This window comes from Arthrobacter sp. BL-252-APC-1A, assembly GCF_009696625.1.
In the GTDB taxonomy this organism is placed as follows: domain Bacteria; phylum Actinomycetota; class Actinomycetes; order Actinomycetales; family Micrococcaceae; genus Arthrobacter_B.
Genome location: NZ_VULS01000010.1, coordinates 84903 through 101395, shown reverse-complemented (window position 1 = coordinate 101395; position 16493 = coordinate 84903). Strand labels below are relative to the sequence as shown.

Genomic DNA, 16493 nt, shown 5'->3' with positions numbered 1-16493 from the left:
GAGGGAGACTGAGATGCGCGCACGGTGGGCGTTCATCCTTTGCCTGGCCTTTATCGCCGCCGGGCTTGCCTACATGATCACGGTGGGGGTGCTGCACCGGTGAAAACACTCAAGCACAACGGCCTTTTCATTGTGTTCTTCGTGCTGTTCCTGCTTTCACTTGCCGGTCAGGCGCTCGCAGATGTGGCACTGTTCAACGAACAGCAGACCGCCGCCGGACTGGAACATGTCAGTATCTGGCAGTACGTCACCACGTCCAGCTTTGCCGTCGATGTGGCTGAGAACTGGCAGTCAGAATTCCTGCAGTTCCTGCTGCTGATCGTTGCGGCTGTCTGGTTTGTGCAGAAGGGTTCCCCTGAGTCGAAGAAAGTCGGACGGGAAGGCCTTGAAACAGACCAGGACCAGCGGGTGGGGGAGCATGCCAACCCGGATTCGCCGTCGTGGGCACGTGCCGGCGGCTGGCGGACCCGGCTGTATTCGAACTCCCTGGCCATTGTTATGGGAGCGATCTTCCTGTTGTCATGGTTCGCCCAGTCAGTGGCAGGTTTCAGTGCGTTTGCGCAAGAGCAGCTCGCCAACCTGCAGGATCCCGGGACCTGGGGTGAATACGTCCTGTCGCCGGAATTTTGGGGGAGGACGCTGCAGAACTGGCAGTCCGAGTTCCTCGCTGTCGCGTCCATGGTGATCCTTGCCGTGTTTCTGCGACAGCGCGGGTCCCCGGAGTCCAAGCCGGTCGGTGCGGCCCACACCGAGACGGACGTGGAGGGCTAGCCGGCCGCGAAGAAGTCGTGCTCCCACTGCACTGACAGGGCGAACGCTTCCTCGGCCGCCCGCCGCTGGTCATCATTCCCGGCAAGCACACCCTCCAGGATCCCGACGGCACGGACAGTGGCCGCAGCAAAGGCCGGATCGGCATAGGTGTCCAGCCACTCCCGGTAGGGATGGGCCGGGTGGTTGCCGGCGGCGAGCTCCGCACCGGCATCGGCATAAACCCAGAAGCAGGGGAGCACCGCGCCCACCAGCCGGGCGTACTCAAGCCGGTCATCCTGGTGGCGGCCAGGTCCCAGCAGGTGGTCCAGGTAGCCGCGGGTTACCGGTCCGGCAGCAAGCCCCGCGGCGGGATCCGCCGGAACGTCCCGGGTGACGGGGACGCCGCCCGGACCGGCGTTGGCATGCAGCCAATTCCGGTGCAGGTCGAGTTCAGCTTCCAGGGCCCCGCTGGCACTCTCCGCCCAGAACAGCTGTTCCTGGAGCGTGGGTGCCAGTTCACTGGCGCGTGCCAGGGCGCGGGCATATCCCCGCAGGTAGATCGCATCCTGGGCGAGATATCTGCCAAAGACTGCCGAATCCAGGGTCCCGTCGCCGAGACCGCGGACGAAGTCCAGCCCTGCGATTCTCTCCCGAATGTCGGCGGTTCGGGACCAGAGCTCAGCAGTGTGGACGCCAGCCGGTGGAACATCGGATCCTGTCGGCGTAGGCAGCGGAGCGAGTCCCCTCTGCCAGAGCCCGGCAAAGTGGTTCACCGGGCCGTGCCCGGTTCCCACCTCCAGCAAATCCGCGGTTTCGAGGGCTTCCTGCAGCCAGGCTTTCGCGCCCTCCAGCGCGTGTGCCCAGTTCCCGGTCCGGGCGAACAGGGCAGCCAGCGCGGCAGAGAGCGAGCAGCCGGTGCCATGGGTGTTCTTGGTATTGACGCGCACGGAACTGAACTCTGAAATCGTGAATCCGCGCTCGCCGTCGGGCATTACCAGCGCATCCGGTGCCGTGGTTCCAGCCAGGTGCCCACCCTTGACCAGCACGGCCGTGTCATAGGTGCCGGCGAGGCGGCGTCCCTGCTCCAACGCCTTCCCCCAGTCCTGAGCCGGTTCGACTTTCAGCAGGGCAGCCAGCTCCGGCAGGTTGGGCGTCACCAGGTCCACGTGATGCAACAGCGCGCGAAGGGCATCTTCGGCATCAGGGCTGAGCAGGCGGTCACCGCTGCTGGCCACCATCACCGGATCCAGCACTACCGCCGGGGGCCGGACGACCGCCAGCCAGGAACCCACCGTCCGGGCAACCTCGGCGCCGCCGAGCATGCCGATTTTCACCGCATCGATAATCACGTCGTCGCTCACCGCTTCCAGCTGTTCACGGAGGAAGTCGACCGGCGGGGTGTGCACGGCACGGACCCCGTGAGTGTTCTGCGCAACCAGTGCCGTGACCACGGCCATGCCGTATCCGCCGTTGGCGGCGATCGACTTCAGGTCGGCCTGGATTCCGGCTCCGCCCGTGGGATCCGTTCCGGCGATGCTCAGGATCCGCGGAACGTCCCGGCCGCTCAGCCCTCCCATGCCGCCACCAGTTCCTCGGCGCTGCGGCGCGGGTCGGCGGCGGTGCAGATGGCGGAAACGACGGCGGCGCCGGACGCGCCGGCGGCCCGCAGATCCCGGAGGTCGTGCAGTCCGATCCCGCCGATTGCCACGCACGGTATCGGAGCCGCAGAAGCAAAGGACCGGAACCCGTCCACGCCCAGCGGGGCAGGATGATCCGGCTTGGTGCTGGTGGGATGGATGACTCCGGCACCGAGATAGTCCACCGTTCCCGGTGCCAGGTCCCGCACGGCGTCGAGGTGGGCGGGACTGTTGGCGGTGAGGCCCACGACGGCGCCGGGGCCCACCAGCGAGCGGACGGAGTCGACGGGCAGGTCGCTTTGGCCAACGTGGACTCCGTGCACCCGGGCGCCGGCTGCCCGGGCGGCGAGGTAAATGTCCACCCGGTCATCGACGAGCACAAGGGCGCGGTCACCGACGGCGTCGGCGACGGCCAGCACCTGGGCGTAGAACTCCGCGGCGGAGGCGTGCTTTTCCCGGACCTGCACGGTGCGCACCCCTCCGGCGACGGCGGCTGCGGCAACAGCGGCAACGCCCCGGTCCCCGCACTGCGCCGCATCAGTGACCAGATAGATGCCGGTGTTCCTGGCCAGAGCCCGGGGCCGCCGGAGCAGTTCGGACTGCACGCCGGCGCTCATGCCGCCACCAGCAGGTTCTCGATGTCTTCGGTGGAGAGTGCCGCCAGGGCGTCCATGAATGCCGGGGCAAACGACCCCGGTCCTGCCGACACGGCTGCAGCCTGCTGCGCGGCGATTGTGTATGCGGCGGTGGCTGCCGCCGTGGCAGTGAGGTCGCCGCCTTCGTCCGCGGCGGCGAGGAACGCGGCCGTCACGGCGCCGAGGGCGCAGCCCCCGCCGGTCACCTTGGTCAGCGGCGCGCTGCCATTGCTGATCCTCAGGGTTGATTCACCGTCCGTGATGACGTCAGTGGGCCCGGAGACCGCCACGACGCAGCCGTGTTTCGCCGCCAGGAGTTCAGCTGCCGGAAGGGCATCCTCCGGATTGTCGGTGGCGTCCACGCCCCGTCCGCCCGCGCCCAGTCCGGCCAGGGCCATGACCTCGGAAGCGTTGGCCCGGACCACCGTGGGACGCATCGCCAGCAGCTCTGCGGCCAGCGCCGTGCGGACCGGGAGGCTGCCGACAGCCACGGGGTCCAGGACCCACGGCGTGCCGGCATCGTTTGCAGCTGCGGCGGCCTCCAGCATGGCCATGCGCTGCTCGGCATGCGGGGTGCCCAGATTGATCAGCACCCCGGACGCGATGCGGGCAAAAGGTCCGGCTTCACCCGGAATGTCCGTCATGGCCGGGGCTGCCCCCAGGGCCAGCAGCACGTTGGCGGTGAAGTTGGTGACCACTGTGTTGGTCAGGCACTGCACCAGCGGCGGCTCGCTGCGGACGCGGGAAAGGTGGGTGGATACAGAAAATGGTGTCAGGCCAATAGTCATCGGCGACATCCCTTCGCTAGTTCTAACTAGATCAGGTTCGACGGGTCTCATCTCAGCCTTGCGGCACCCCGTGTCACTACAGCTGACTCTACGAAGTCAGCGGGCAAATGGCCAGCCGGGACGGACTAGGCGTCGTCCATGGCCGCGCAGGGATTTAGGCCCGACGCCGGCTGGTGGGCCTGGCTGGCCAGCCGGTGCAGAAGGACGCGGAGCAGCTCCGATTCGGAGGGCTCAAGCCCGGCGAGGAAGTCCGCCTCGGCAGCGGCAACCCGTTCCTCGCAGGACGCCAGGCGTGCGCGGCCGGCCTTGGTAGCGACCACTTTGCGGGCCCGGCGGTCCGCAGGATCGGGGATGCGTTCTACGTCCCCGGCTTCCGCGAGTGCGTCGATCAAGTAGGTCAGCACAGTACGGTCGATGCCAAGATGGGCGCCCAGGGCCTGCTGGTTCGGGGGATCGAGGCGCACGACTGTGGAGAGTACCTGGAAGCCGCGCAGTCCACCTGCCGCACCTTCCAGGGCTGCTTCTACACGGGACTGGTAACAGCCGGCCAGTATGGAGAGATCCCAGCCCAGGGCGCCGGGGGTAATCGTCGTACTGCCTATAGTCATGGGTTTTATGGTAACCCCGTCATGTGGCGGCATAGATATTCTCGGGAGCATATGTTCTGCGTGTGCACCTAACCCGCTTCAGTGCTGGAACCGGTAGCCCATGCCGTGCTCAGTCAGGAAATGAACGGGATGCGCAGGGTCCGGCTCAAGCTTGCGGCGCAGCTGTGCCATGTATAGACGGAGATACCCGGCGTCGGTTGTCTTCGGTCCCCAGATCTCGGTGAGCAGCTGCGCCTGCGTGACGAGGCGGCCGGGCTGCCGCAGCAGGGCAGCGAGCAGATGCCATTCGGTTGGCGTAAGCCGGACCACGCCGCCGTCGCCGATCCGCGAGACACGGCGGGCTGCCAGATCTACGCGGACGTTTCCGAAACTGACAGCGGGGCTCTCCTGAGCCGGACCCGTCCTGCGTTTGAGGGCACGGATACGAGCCAGAAGCTCTTCGGCGGAGAAGGGTTTGGTGACGTAGTCATCCGCGCCCAGGTCCAGTGCCCGTACCTTCTCCGCAGAATCCGAACGCCCGGAAATCACCAGGATTGGCATGGTGCTCCAGCCGCGTACAGCTTCGATCACTTCCATGCCGCTCAGCCCAGGCATTCCAAGATCCAGGACCAGGAGGTCGGGATGCGAGTCCACGGCCCGCCGCACTGCTGCTTCGCCGTCCTGGGCCACCGCCACCTCGTAGCCGTACGCAGCCAGGGTGATCTTCAGGGCACGAAGGATCTGGACGTCGTCGTCGGCGAGCAGGATCCTCACAGTGCCGCCGCTGATTCAGTGCGCCCGAAGGCGACAGCGGCGGGCAGGCTGAGCACCATGGTCAGTCCTCCGCCGGGTGTCTTCTCGATCTCCACAGTCCCGCCCATTCCTTCCATGAATCCCTTCGCGACGGCCAGCCCCAGCCCCAGCCCGGTTTCGTTATCCGTGTCTCCCAGCCGCTGGAAGGGTACGAACATATCTTCGCCGCGTTCCGGGGAGATTCCCGGTCCGCAGTCTATGACCCGTAGTTCAACTCTCCCGCCGAACTCGCTGGCGGTGAGCAGCACCTTGGCATCCGGCGGGGAGAAGCGGACGGCGTTTGCCAGGACGTTCACCAGCACCCGCTGAAGCAGGACCGCATCCCCGAGCACGGGAGGCAGGCCTGGTGCCAGGTCCAGCTCAACCTCGCCTGGCCCGAGCCGCAGTTCCTCAAGCGCGGGCAGCACTGCGTCCGCTGTCTCCAGCGGTGCGAGCGAGACGGCCAGCGCTCCGGCCTGCAGCCGACTGACGTCCAGGAGGCTTGTCACCAGTTCAGAGAGGCCGTTCAGCGACTCCTCCGCAGTGGCGAGCAGTTCCTGGCGGTCCTGTTCGCTCCAGTCCACGTCATCAGCGCGCAGGCTGGTCACAGCCGCAGTGGCCGCAGTCAGCGGACGGCGCAGGTCATGCCCCACGGCCGCCAGCAGGGCTGTACGGACCCGGTCGGCGGCAGCCAGGGGTCCGATGCCTTCGGCTTTGGCGGACAGGGTCCGGTGATCCAGGGCGGCTGCCAGCTGAGCGGCAGTAACCTCGAGCAGGCGAAGGTCAGCCGGCTCGGGACTGCGGCCGTAGAGTTCCAGGACCGCTTCGCCCACCTCAAGCCGGTGTTCCGGCAATCCGGGCGGAATGCTGCCGGACACGGCGAGGTCGGCATCAGCGGTCCGCAACCGGGCGGCGTCGAGGTTGAAGGCCTCCCGCACCCGGCCCACCAGCGCTTCCACCGCGTCCTCACCGCGCAGGACGTTGCCTGCGACGGCAGCCAGGAGGTCGGATTCAGATGCCGCCCGGCGGGCAGAACGGGAACGCCGTGCCGCACGGTCCACCACGAAACTGACCAGCATCGCGTTGGCGGCATAAAGCACCAGCGCAAACAGGTGCAGCGGCTCGGCAACCGTCACTGTATGGAGCGGCTGGATGAAGAAGTAGTCCAGGGTCACCCCGGAAAGCAGTGCAGCGAACAGTGCCGGCCAGATGCCTCCTGCCAGCGCCACGAGGATCACCAGCAGCTGGTAGGCCAGCACATCGCTGGTAATAGATTCCGGGGTGCTGATGCCAACCAGCAGCCAGGTGAGCAGCGGCCCGCCGGCCAGTGCCAGGCCAAAGCCGGCCAGCCGCCGTCGGGGGCTGAGGGCACCGCCCAGGCGTGGAAGCCCCCGGTGGCTTGCTGCGGCGCCGTGATTAACGATGTGCACGTCAATGTCCCCCGAGAGCCGGATGACGGTGGCGCCGATGCCTGGTCCGCCGAACAGCGCCTTCAGCCTGGGGCGGCGGCTGACGCCGATGACCAGCTGAGTCGCGTTGGCGGACCGGGCGAATTCAACCAGGGATCCGGGGATGTCTGAACCAACTACCTGATGGAAGGTGCCGCCGAGCTTCTCCACCAGCGCCCGCTGCACGGCCAGTTCACCGGGATGGCTTTCCCGCAGCCCGTCCGGGGTGGTTACGTGCACCGCCAGCAGCTCTCCGCCCGCGGACCGTGCAGCAATCCGTGCGCCGCGCCGGAGCAGGGTCTGTCCCTCCGGGCCGCCGGTGAGCGCAACCACCACGCGCTCGCGGGCCTCCCATTTGCTGCGGATGCCCTTTTCATTCCGATACCGGTTCAGCGCGCTGTCCACTTCATCGGCCAGCCAGAGCAGGGCCAGTTCACGAAGGGCGGTGAGGTTGCCGACGCGGAAGTAGTTCGACAGCGCAGCGTCAATCCGGGCAGCCGGGTAGATGATTCCCTCTGCCAGCCGGGCGCGCAGCAGTTCCGGGGCAATGTCCACGAGTTCAATCTGGTCGGCTGCACGGAGAACATCATCCGGAACCGTTTCGCGCTGCACGGTTCCGGTAATGCCTTCCACCACGTCGTTGAGCGAATCGATGTGCTGGATGTTCACCGTGGACAGGACATTAATACCTGCGGCCAGAAGTGCTTCCACGTCCTGCCAGCGTTTGGAATGGGCCAGCCCGGGTGCGTTGGTATGGGCCAGCTCGTCCACCAGGGCGTAGTCCGGGCACCGGGCCAGCACGGCGTCCAGGTCCAGCTCCTGCAGCTCGAGTCCACGGTGTTCCAGCGTCACCCGCGGCACCTCTTCCAGACCGCGGGCGGCTGCGGCGGTGGCCTCCCGGCCGTGCGTTTCCACCAGCGCCACCACCACGTCCCGCCCTTCGCTTCGCAGGCGGTGGCCTTCCTCCAGCATTGTGCAGGTCTTCCCGACCCCCGGGGCCGCGCCCAGGAAGACCCGGAGCTCTCCTCGTTTCATTGCCTAAGTGTCCAGCTCCAGCAGCGCGATGTTCAGTTCCAACACGTTTACGGTTGGCTCGCCCAGGATTCCTGCCGTGCGGCCGGCTACCGCATCGTCCACCAGTGCACGCACGTCCGGTTCGGGCAGCCCCCGCGCCTCCGCCACGCGCGGCACCTGGAGGTAGGCGTACTCCGGGCTGATGTGCGGGTCCAGGCCCGAGGCGGAGGCTGTAAGCGCATCAGCGGGAACGTCTTCGGCGGGGACTGATTCAAGGGCAGCAACGGCCTGGCGGCGCTCCTCGATTTGGGCTGCCAGTTCCGGGCTGGAAGGCCCCAGGTTGCTGCCCCCGGAGGCAGCGCCGTCGTAAGTTCCCGGCCGGGACTGGAACCACTCCGGCAGGGCAGCGCCCGCACCGTCAGTGAAGGACTGGCCGAGCAGGGCTGAGCCGGCCGCGGCGCCGTCGACGGTCACCGGGGAGCCGTTGGCGCGGTGGGGGAGAGCGGCCTGGGCCGCGGCAGTGGCGAGCGCCGGGTAGCCGATGCCAAGGAGCAGGGTGAAGACCGCCAGGGCTTTGGCGGCTACGGCGAGCTGCCGGGCCGTGGAACGAAGCGTGGTCATGTTCAGTCCTTTGGTTCTAGAAGCCGGGAAGCAGGGAGACGGCGAGGTCGATCAGTTTGATGCCCAGGAACGGGGCCACCACGCCGCCCACGCCGAAGACCAGCAGGTTGCGGTTGAGGACGGCGGTGGCACCGGTGGCCCGGTACTTTACTCCGCGCAGGGCGAGCGGGATCAGCGCCAGGATGACGACGGCGTTGAAGACGAGTGCGGACAGGATCGCGGAGGCAGGCGAATGAAGGTTCATGACGTTCAGGACCTCCAGCCCCGGGAACAGGCCCACGAACATTGCCGGAATGATCGCGAAGTACTTGGCGACGTCGTTGGCGATCGAGAACGTGGTCAGGGCACCGCGGGTGATGAGCAGCTGCTTGCCGATCCGGACGATATCGATCAGCTTGGTGGGGTCCGAATCCAGGTCCACCATGTTTCCGGCTTCCTTCGCCGCGGAGGTTCCCGTGTTCATTGCGACACCGACGTCCGCCTGGGCCAGGGCCGGGGCGTCATTGGTGCCGTCCCCGGTCATCGCTACAAGCCGTCCGCCATCCTGCTCACGGCGAATCAGGGCGATCTTGTCTTCCGGAGTCGCTTCAGCAAGATAATCATCAACCCCGGCTTCCGCAGCGATCGCCTTGGCAGTGCGCGGGTTGTCTCCGGTGACCATCACCGTGCGGATGCCCATCCGGCGCAGTTCGGCGAAGCGCTCCTTCAGGCCCTGTTTCACCACGTCCTTCAGGTAGACGACGCCGAGAATCCGGGACACGCCTGCGGTGTCCCGTTCCGCGACCACCAGCGGGGTGCCGCCGGCAGCGGAAACCGTGTCTACCCGGTAGGTGAGGTCGGCCAGGACGGAGACCTCAACTCCGTCGCTTTCCGCGGCCCAGTCGATGACCGCCGAGCCGGCGCCTTTGCGGATGCTGGACCCGTCCGCGAAGTCCAGTCCGCTCATGCGGGTCTGCGCAGTGAACGGAATACCTTCGGCGTCCGCAGGAGCCGTGGCAACGACTCCGCGGGAGGCCGCCAGATCAACAATGGAGCGGCCTTCCGGCGTGGGGTCGAGCGCCGAAGACAATGCTGCGGTGCGGATAAGTTCCTCCGCGTCCGCTCCGGCCACGGGGATGAACTCGGCCGCCTGCCGGTTCCCGTAGGTGATGGTGCCGGTCTTATCGAGCAGCAGGGTGGTCACGTCGCCCGCGGCTTCGACGGCGCGGCCGGACATGGCCAGCACGTTGTGCTGGACCAGGCGGTCCATTCCCGCGATGCCGATGGCAGAGAGCAGGGCGCCGATCGTCGTTGGAATCAGGCAGACCAGCAAGGCGATCAGAACCGGAATGCTGATGGTGGCGCCGGCGTATGAGGCCATCGGGTTTAGCGTCAGCACCACCAGCAGGAAGACCAGGGTGAGGGTGGAGAGCAGGATGTCCAGGGCCACCTCGTTGGGCGTTTTCCGCCGCTTGGCGCCTTCCACCAGTCCGATCATCCGGTCCACGAACGTTTCTCCCGGACGGCTGGTGATGCGGACAATGATCCGGTCCGAGAGCACGCGGGTGCCTCCAGTGACTGCCGACCGGTCGCCGCCGGATTCGCGCACTACCGGGGCGGATTCTCCGGTGATCGCGGACTCATCCACGGCAGCAATGCCGTGGATGATGTCCCCGTCGCCGGGGATCACTTCCCCCGCGCTTACAATCACGACGTCGTCCAGCCGCAGGTCGGCTGAGGCAACGTCCTCCACGGGGGAGCCGAGCGCGGCGGGATCGGACTGAGGATCATAACCGCGGATTCGTCTGGCGGCAGTGGTGCTGCGGGTGGCCCTCAGGGCAGCTGCCTGTGCCTTGCCGTGGCCTTCAGCAACTGCCTCGGCGAGGTTGGCGAAGAGGACGGTCAGCCAAAGCCAGAGGGCGACCAGCCAGGTGAACCCCTCCGGCACGGATGACCCGCCGGAGCTGGGGGAGACGCCGGTAAAGGACTCCGACACCGCCACGGTGGTGATGAGGACCGCTCCGGCCTCCACGATGAACATGACCGGGGTGCGCCACATGCGGCGCGGGTCGAGTTTGCGCAGGGCCAGCGGGAAGGCCGCGGCGGCCTGGCGCCAGGAGAAGCCTGCTGCGGCTGCCGGCCGCGGGGCAATGGGCGCCTTTGCGCTCCCGGGTTGGGGGCGGCGGTGTTTGGTGATGATGGACATGGTCAGATCAGTCCTTCTGCCAGGGGACCCAGCGCGAGTACGGGAAAGAAAGTGAGGGCGGTGACAAGCACGGTGACGCCGCTGAGCATCAGCACTGACTGCGGCCGGTGGGTAGGCAGGGTCCCTGCCGTTACCGGGACCTTGCCCTGCGCGGCCAGGGTCCCGGCGAGCGCCAGGACGAAGATGATTGGCAGGAACCGGCCCAGCAGCATGGCCAGGCCCAGCGCAGTGTTCAGCCACGGCGTATTGGCAGTCAGCCCGGCGAAGGCCGAACCGTTGTTGTTGGCTGCGGAAGTGAACGCGTAAAGGACCTCGCTGAAGCCGTGCGGGCCGGTGTTCAGCATGGACGTCTCTTCGATTTCCGCCCGGATGCCCGGCAGGGCAAAGCTCAGGGACGTGCCGGCGAGGACCAGCGCGGGCATGGCCAGCACGTACAGGCAGGCCAGCTTGATCTCCCGCGGACCGATCTTCTTGCCCAGGTACTCGGGGGTCCGGCCGACCAGCAGCCCGGAAATGAAGGCCGCGACGACGGCCAGCACCAGCATGCCGTAGAGCCCGGAACCCACCCCGCCCGGGGCAATCTCGCCGAGCATCATGTTCAGCATGGCCATCATGCCGCCGAGGGCTCCGAAGCTGTCATGCATGGAGTTCACGGCACCGGTGGAGGTCAGGGTGCTGGTGCTGCCGAACAGGGTGGAGCCGGAGACGCCGAAGCGGGTTTCCTTGCCTTCCATGGCACCGGCGGTTCCGTCCGCAGCAGCGAACTCAAACGCCGTCATGGCCGCCACGGACAGCATGAAGATGCCCGCCATGGCGGCGAGGATGGCGTACCCCTGCCGGCGGTCGCCGATCATGGTGCCGAATGTGCGGGGCAGCGAGAACGGGAGAATGAGCATCAGCAGCACGGAGACCAGGTTGGTAAACGCGTTCGGGTTCTCGAACGGGTGGGCGGAGTTGGCATTGAAGAATCCGCCGCCGTTGGTGCCCAGCAGCTTGATCGCTTCCTGCGTGGCCACCGGACCGCCCGGGATGCTCTGGGTGCCTCCGGCCAGGATTGAAACCTCGGTGAAACCGGTGAAGTTCTGGATGACGCCGCCCAGCAGCAGAATCAGTGCGCCCAGTGCCGCACCGGGCAACAGGATTCGGGTGATGGACCGGGTGAGATCCACCCAGAAATTGCCGATGGTTTGTGCGCCGCGGCCGGCGAAGCCCCGCACCAGGGCAATGGCCACGCAGAGCCCGACGGCGGCGGAAAGGAAGTTCTGCACCGCCAGGCCCGTCGCTTGGACGGCGTAGCCCATTGTGGCTTCCGGCGAATAGGACTGCCAGTTGGTATTGGTTACGAAGGACACCGCCGTGTTGAAGGACAGACCCTCCGGAACAGCGGGCAGTCCCAGCGAAGCGGGAAGCAGCGGCTGGAGCCGCTGCAGCAGGTACAGCGCCAGGACGCCCAGTGCCGAGAAAAGCAGGACGGAACGCAGATAGGACTGCCAGGTCTGCCCCGAGCGTGGGGCGACGCCCAGCAGCCGGTAAAAACCGCGTTCGGGAGCGAGGTCCTTCGGGGAGGTGTAGGCATGTGCCATGTAGTCCCCGAGAGGTCTGTGCGCCAGAGCCAGGACCAGGGCGACGGCGAGGAACTGGCCCAGCGCCAGCCAGCCCGCCATCAGAACTTCTCCGGCCGGATCAGCGCCGCCAGTACATAGACTGCCGAGGCGGATGCCAGGATCACGGCGGCGTAATCGGTGAACGTCACAGCCTCTCCACCGCCCGGGCCAGCAGGGCAAGACCAGCGAACAAGGCCGCCGTTCCCGCGATTATCAGTGCATCCAGCAAGGGGTTCCCCCAACAAAACTCGAGTCTCTTCCCACCTGGCCGGCGGGAAGGCGCAGTAAGCGCAGACACGAGTAGAAACCTGCTGAGGCGAGGTTTTCGGAATCCTCACGGATTCCTAACGCAGGACCGGCCGAACATAACGGAAACCATGCAGATCGGGGCACAGGGCCTGCTCCCGGCGGGTGCGCCGTTCTCCGGCCCGGGTCCGCAACGTAGTGTTTCGGGAACACAGACCACCCGCGAGAGGAACTGCTGTGTCGATCCTCGTCCTCATGCTCCCGCTGGCCGGGATCATCGCCGCCGTTATCCTGATCGTCCTCATTTTCCGGGGGTCCCGGATTCCGGTGGAGGACGTCGAAGGCCGGAAACGGGTCAACCGGTGGTTCTGGATCCTGGGAGTCTTCGTTGCCGCGGTCTTCATCTTCCTGTCCTTCACCTGAGCCGGGCGTGACCCGGGACGGCGGTCTCCGCGCAGGTCAACGCATACCGGCGGATACCCTAGAGGCATGGACAAAGGCCAAACTCTCCGCGTTGCCGTGATCGGTGCCGGTCCGCGCGGCGTCTCGGTCCTTGACCGGATCCTCGCCCGTTACCGCGACCTTCCCGTCGAAGACCGCCCGGTACTCGAGGTCTTCATGGTTGACCCCTTTAACCCCGGTCCCGGGCACGTTTGGCGCACTACCCAGTCCAGGCAGTTCCTCATGAACACTCCCTGCCTGTTCCCCACAGTGGTCCCCGCAGGGCGAACGGCCGAAGAACTTGCGCCCTCGGCTACAGGGCTTTCCCTGGAGCAGTGGATCCGCCGCATGGCAGCGGCTCCTGCTCCGTCACTGAGCTCCGGGGACCGGGAGGAAGTAGCCCGGCTCGGGCCGGCCGATTTCCCCAGCCGCGCCCTGTACGGCAGGTATTTGGAGTGGACCTACGCGCGCCTCCTGGAGGCAGCTGGCCAGGCGGGTGCCGCCGTCGTCCATTACCGTGCCGAAGCGCTGGCCCTGCACCGCTCCGGCGCCGGTTTCCTGATTGAGCTGGCGGGCGAGGATCCGCTTGCCGCGGACTCGGTCGTCCTGGCCATGGGCCATCTTCCCGCTGCACTGACACCGGAGCAGTCCAGGCTCAGTGATGCTGCGTCGCGGCTGGGGCTGCGCTATCTGCCGCCTGCTGTTCCGTCGGACGTTGACTTCTCGGTGCTGCCGGCCGGGGAAGCGGTGCTGGTCCGCGGTCTCGGCCTGAACTTCTTCGACATCATGGCTCACGTCACCCTGGGCCGCGGCGGAATGTTCGTGCCCACCGGTGAACCGGCGGGGCGGTCCCTGCGCTACGAGCCTTCCGGCCGGGAACCGGTGCTGATTGCAGCCTCCCGCCGTGGAACGCCCTACCGCGCCAAGGCCAAGCTGGACACGTACGTGCCGCGCAGCGTGAAGCTGCGCTGGTTCACCAACGAGACGGCCGGCAGCTTCGCCGCCCAGGGCATCCAGCCCGGCTTCGACCACGACTTCTGGCCACTGCTGCACCGCGACGCCGTCTGGGCGTACTACTCCACGCTGGCACGGACTGCCCCGGAGTGCCTGTCCATTCCGGCCGCCGACTTCCTGGCCGAACTCGTTGCCGCACTGAACATAGACGGACCGGACTGGGACGCCGCCAAGGAAGATGTGCTCCAGCGCTGCGTTCCGGCGGAGAACCGGACCAGCCTCGAGGCCCTGGCCCAGCCGCTGGGACGCCGTCCGTTCGCTGACGCCGCTGAACTGGACGCGGAGATCCTCCGCTATTTGGAAGCTGACGCCGCCGGATCCGCCAAGGGAGAAGACGACCCGCTGAAGATGGCCATCGGCGCCCTGAACGCTGGGCGTTCCGTGCTGAAGTCAGTGGTGGCCGACGGCGGGCTGTCCGAAGAATCCTGGCTCACCGAGCTGCGTGGCTGGTTCGAGCCCCTGGTGGAAGGGCTGGCATCCGGTCCGCCGCCGGAGCGAATCGAGCAGCTGGCCGCCCTGGTCCGTGCCGGACTTGTGCACTTTGTAGGCCCGGACCCGCGGTTCGACGTCGATGAGGCCCGCGGGGTCTTCACGGCGTCGTCTCCCTGGGTCTCCGGCGAATATGCCGCCGGCACGCTGGTGGAAGCCATGATGCCGCCCAACCGGGTGAACGCAACGCTCTCCCCGCTGCTCGCGGACCTGCTGCACCGGGGCGAGGCACGGGCGAAGGTGATGATGGCCGCTGACGGCACACCGGTGCTTACCCCCGGGCTGGACGTGTCGCTGCCGCCTTACCGGCCCCTCGATGTGAAGGGCGAGCGGCAGGAGGACCTGTACGTGCTGGGACTGCAGCTCTCTTCCGTGCAGTGGGGCACGGCAATCGCAGCGGAGTCCGGAGCCCCGGCCGACGCCGGGTCCCGGACACTGCGAGATGCCGACGACATTGCCGCCGCCGTCCTGTCCCGGGGAGGAATCCCCCGGGACGGCGGACTGCCGGCTAGAACGGGTACTGCCGCGGTTCGTGCTGGAGCGTAAGCGTCTGGTCCTTGGTGAACTCATCAATGGCCCAGCTGCCGTTGAACCGGCCGAGACCGGAGTTCTTCACGCCGCCAAAGGCTACGTGAGCCTCGTCGTGGACCGGCATGTCATTCACGTGGGCCATGCCCACCTGCATGCGGCGGGCGAACCGCAGCCCGCTTTCGGCTGATTCGGTGAAGACCGCGCCGGAGAGTCCCTGCGGGGTGGCGTTCGCCAGCTCCAGGGCATGCTCGGCGTCGCGTGCCCGCTGAATCCCGGCGATTGGTCCGAAGATTTCCTCCCGGGCCAGTTCCATCTCCGGAGTCACGTCCCTGAAGATCCACGGGCTGAGTACCTGGCCCTCGGTGCTGCCTTCCAGTACGGCGGTGGCGCCCTCGTTGCTGGCGGTGCTGATCTTCTCCTCCAGGCCCTCAAGCTGCTTCGTGTTGATGATTGGGCCGATCACGGTCTTCGGGTCCGTGGGGTCTCCGGCAGACAGTGAACGGACGTGCGCAGTGAACTTCTGCACGAACTCGTCGTGAACGGCGTCCTCAACGATGATCCGGTTGATCGCCATGCAGATCTGGCCCTGGTGCAGGAACTTGCCCATGACCGCGGCACGGACGGCCTGGTCCACATCGGCGTCAGCCAGGACCACAAACGGGCCGTTGCCGCCCAGCTCCAGCGCTGTGTGCTTCAGGTGCTCACCGCTGGCAGCGAGTGCACCGACGTTCTTGCCCACCGCCGTCGAGCCCGTAAACGAAATCAGGGACGGGACCGGGTGCTCTACGAATGCATCGCCGATCTCCGAGCCGGCTCCGGCAACAACGCTCAGCACCCCGGCCGGCAGCCCTGCCTCTTCAAAGATCTTGGCGATCAGCAGGCCGCCGGTGACCGGCGTATCACTGGCGGGCTTCAGCACGACGGCGTTGCCCAGTGCCAGCGCGGGTGCCACCGAGCGCTGCGAGAGGTGAAGTGGGAAGTTCCAGGGGCTGATCACGCCGACGACGCCGAGCGGGTCCCGGTAGACGCGGTCTTCCTTGCCCGGAATGTCGGAGTCCAGGATCTGGCCGTGGACCCGGTGCGGGTAGGACGCCGCTTCGCGCGTGATGCCGATCGCTGAGTCGATCTCGAGGCTGGCCTTCACCACCGTGCTGCCGGATTCCGCGGCGAGCCACGCGGCGATTTCATCGCGCCGTTCATCCAGGATCTCAGCGGCCCGTTCCAGGATGCGGCGGCGTTCTGCCGGGGGAGTGGTTGCCCACTCGTGCTGGGCTTCGCGGGCGCTTTCGTAGGCGTCGTTGAGGTCTTCGATGGATGCCAGCGGCAGGCTGAGTAGCTCTTCACCCGTGAACGGATTCGTGTCCGGCAGCGTTTTCTCGGAGCGGCCCTCGCGCCACTCTCCGGCGATGAACTGCTTGGCCGGGATCCATCCGGATGCTGCGGGGTTTACGGCGGTCATGGGCGTTCTCCTTTGTGAGGGTACGTTTCTGACGATGCCGGGTATAACCAAGCATGCTTACTTCTTGTTCCCGGTTCTGGCCGGGAATCTTGCCTCTTGGGTTGTTCTGGGGACGGCATTCCCGCCGCGCCGCACCATGGCTGCCCGGGCGTCGTGCGGAACCTGCGGGCCGCCAGGCTTCCAAACTTCGGGGAGATAAAGCCCTTATGGGCCTCCCTGCCGAAACCTCCGGGGAGCAAAAGTCGTTTTGGG

The 16493-nt window shown here is 66.9% G+C and carries 14 protein-coding genes and 1 riboswitch; of the genes, 3 read left to right on the top strand and 11 right to left on the bottom strand.

From position 1 onward, the window contains the following. Positions 1-99 precede the first annotated feature (99 nt). Positions 100-771 (top strand): DUF6766 family protein, encoded by a 672-nt coding sequence (locus tag FYJ28_RS14635; protein WP_326831749.1) that lies wholly within the window; start codon positions 100-102, stop codon positions 769-771. Here the strand turns inward: FYJ28_RS14635 and FYJ28_RS14630 are convergent. From FYJ28_RS14630 to FYJ28_RS14585, 10 genes are all read right to left on the bottom strand, one after another. Then, entirely contained in the window at positions 768-2327 is a 1560-nt protein-coding gene (locus tag FYJ28_RS14630) for a bifunctional hydroxymethylpyrimidine kinase/phosphomethylpyrimidine kinase (protein ID WP_154579805.1), read from the bottom strand. The genes FYJ28_RS14635 and FYJ28_RS14630 overlap by 4 nt on opposite strands. Beyond that, positions 2315-3004: a thiamine phosphate synthase gene (gene thiE / locus FYJ28_RS14625; RefSeq protein ID WP_154579804.1), complete on the bottom strand. Its 690-nt coding sequence runs from the start codon at positions 3002-3004 to the stop codon at positions 2315-2317. Before thiE ends, FYJ28_RS14630 begins: the two co-directional genes overlap by 13 nt. After that, the gene (gene thiM / locus FYJ28_RS14620; protein ID WP_154579803.1) at positions 3001-3810 is read right to left on the bottom strand and encodes a hydroxyethylthiazole kinase; all 810 of its coding nucleotides are present in this window, start codon (positions 3808-3810) and stop codon (positions 3001-3003) included. Before thiM ends, thiE begins: the two co-directional genes overlap by 4 nt. After that, positions 3802-3891, bottom strand: a riboswitch (TPP riboswitch). It overlaps the preceding gene by 9 nt. Positions 3892-3935: 44 nt before the next feature. Next, complete coding sequence (locus FYJ28_RS14615) at positions 3936-4418, bottom strand: MarR family winged helix-turn-helix transcriptional regulator (protein ID WP_055239863.1); 483 nt, start codon at positions 4416-4418, stop codon at positions 3936-3938. 78 nt (positions 4419-4496) lie between these two features. Continuing rightward, a complete protein-coding gene (locus tag FYJ28_RS14610; protein WP_326831748.1) occupies positions 4497-5171 on the bottom strand; it encodes a response regulator in 675 nt (224 codons plus the stop codon). Then, positions 5168-7672 carry an ATP-binding protein gene (locus tag FYJ28_RS14605; RefSeq protein WP_154579802.1) on the bottom strand — a complete coding sequence of 835 codons (2505 nt, stop codon included), beginning with the start codon at positions 7670-7672 and terminating at the stop codon, positions 5168-5170. Before FYJ28_RS14605 ends, FYJ28_RS14610 begins: the two co-directional genes overlap by 4 nt. Before the next feature lie 3 nt (positions 7673-7675). After that, on the bottom strand, positions 7676-8272 hold the full coding sequence (gene kdpC / locus FYJ28_RS14600) for a potassium-transporting ATPase subunit KdpC (RefSeq protein ID WP_055239844.1): 597 nt from the start codon (positions 8270-8272) through the stop codon (positions 7676-7678). A gap of 16 nt (positions 8273-8288) precedes the next feature. Further along, entirely contained in the window at positions 8289-10457 is a 2169-nt protein-coding gene (kdpB, locus tag FYJ28_RS14595; RefSeq protein ID WP_154579801.1) for a potassium-transporting ATPase subunit KdpB, read from the bottom strand. A gap of 2 nt (positions 10458-10459) precedes the next feature. Beyond that, the gene (gene kdpA / locus FYJ28_RS14590; protein WP_154579800.1) at positions 10460-12121 is read right to left on the bottom strand and encodes a potassium-transporting ATPase subunit KdpA; all 1662 of its coding nucleotides are present in this window, start codon (positions 12119-12121) and stop codon (positions 10460-10462) included. Next, entirely contained in the window at positions 12121-12210 is a 90-nt protein-coding gene (locus FYJ28_RS14585; RefSeq protein WP_154579799.1) for a potassium-transporting ATPase subunit F, read from the bottom strand. Before FYJ28_RS14585 ends, kdpA begins: the two co-directional genes overlap by 1 nt. Positions 12211-12544: 334 nt before the next feature. Between FYJ28_RS14585 and FYJ28_RS14580 the strand changes: the two genes are divergently transcribed. Together FYJ28_RS14580 and FYJ28_RS14575 are read left to right on the top strand one after the other, a co-directional pair. Beyond that, positions 12545-12730: a hypothetical protein gene (locus FYJ28_RS14580; RefSeq protein WP_154579798.1), complete on the top strand. Its 186-nt coding sequence runs from the start codon at positions 12545-12547 to the stop codon at positions 12728-12730. A gap of 66 nt (positions 12731-12796) precedes the next feature. Beyond that, positions 12797-14797: an FAD/NAD(P)-binding protein gene (locus FYJ28_RS14575; protein ID WP_154579797.1), complete on the top strand. Its 2001-nt coding sequence runs from the start codon at positions 12797-12799 to the stop codon at positions 14795-14797. Here the strand turns inward: FYJ28_RS14575 and FYJ28_RS14570 are convergent. Beyond that, entirely contained in the window at positions 14760-16241 is a 1482-nt protein-coding gene (locus tag FYJ28_RS14570) for an aldehyde dehydrogenase family protein (protein WP_154579796.1), read from the bottom strand. The two genes, FYJ28_RS14575 and FYJ28_RS14570, sit on opposite strands and share 38 nt — an antisense overlap. Positions 16242-16493 lie beyond the last annotated feature (252 nt).

Bases quoted from the DNA above. Each gene is read 5' to 3' on its own strand.
- kdpC (WP_055239844.1), bottom strand. From the start codon at position 8,272: ATGACCACGCTTCGTTCCACGGCCCGGCAGCTCGCCGTAGCCGCCAAA.
- thiE (WP_154579804.1), bottom strand. From the start codon at position 3,004: ATGAGCGCCGGCGTGCAGTCCGAACTGCTCCGGCGGCCCCGGGCTCTG.
- thiM (WP_154579803.1), bottom strand. From the start codon at position 3,810: ATGACTATTGGCCTGACACCATTTTCTGTATCCACCCACCTTTCCCGC.
- FYJ28_RS14630 (WP_154579805.1), bottom strand. From the start codon at position 2,327: ATGGGAGGGCTGAGCGGCCGGGACGTTCCGCGGATCCTGAGCATCGCC.
- FYJ28_RS14615 (WP_055239863.1), bottom strand. From the start codon at position 4,418: ATGACTATAGGCAGTACGACGATTACCCCCGGCGCCCTGGGCTGGGAT.
- kdpB (WP_154579801.1), bottom strand. From the start codon at position 10,457: ATGTCCATCATCACCAAACACCGCCGCCCCCAACCCGGGAGCGCAAAG.
- FYJ28_RS14605 (WP_154579802.1), bottom strand. From the start codon at position 7,672: ATGAAACGAGGAGAGCTCCGGGTCTTCCTGGGCGCGGCCCCGGGGGTC.
- FYJ28_RS14575 (WP_154579797.1), top strand. From the start codon at position 12,797: ATGGACAAAGGCCAAACTCTCCGCGTTGCCGTGATCGGTGCCGGTCCG.
- FYJ28_RS14570 (WP_154579796.1), bottom strand. From the start codon at position 16,241: ATGACCGCCGTAAACCCCGCAGCATCCGGATGGATCCCGGCCAAGCAG.
- kdpA (WP_154579800.1), bottom strand. From the start codon at position 12,121: ATGGCGGGCTGGCTGGCGCTGGGCCAGTTCCTCGCCGTCGCCCTGGTC.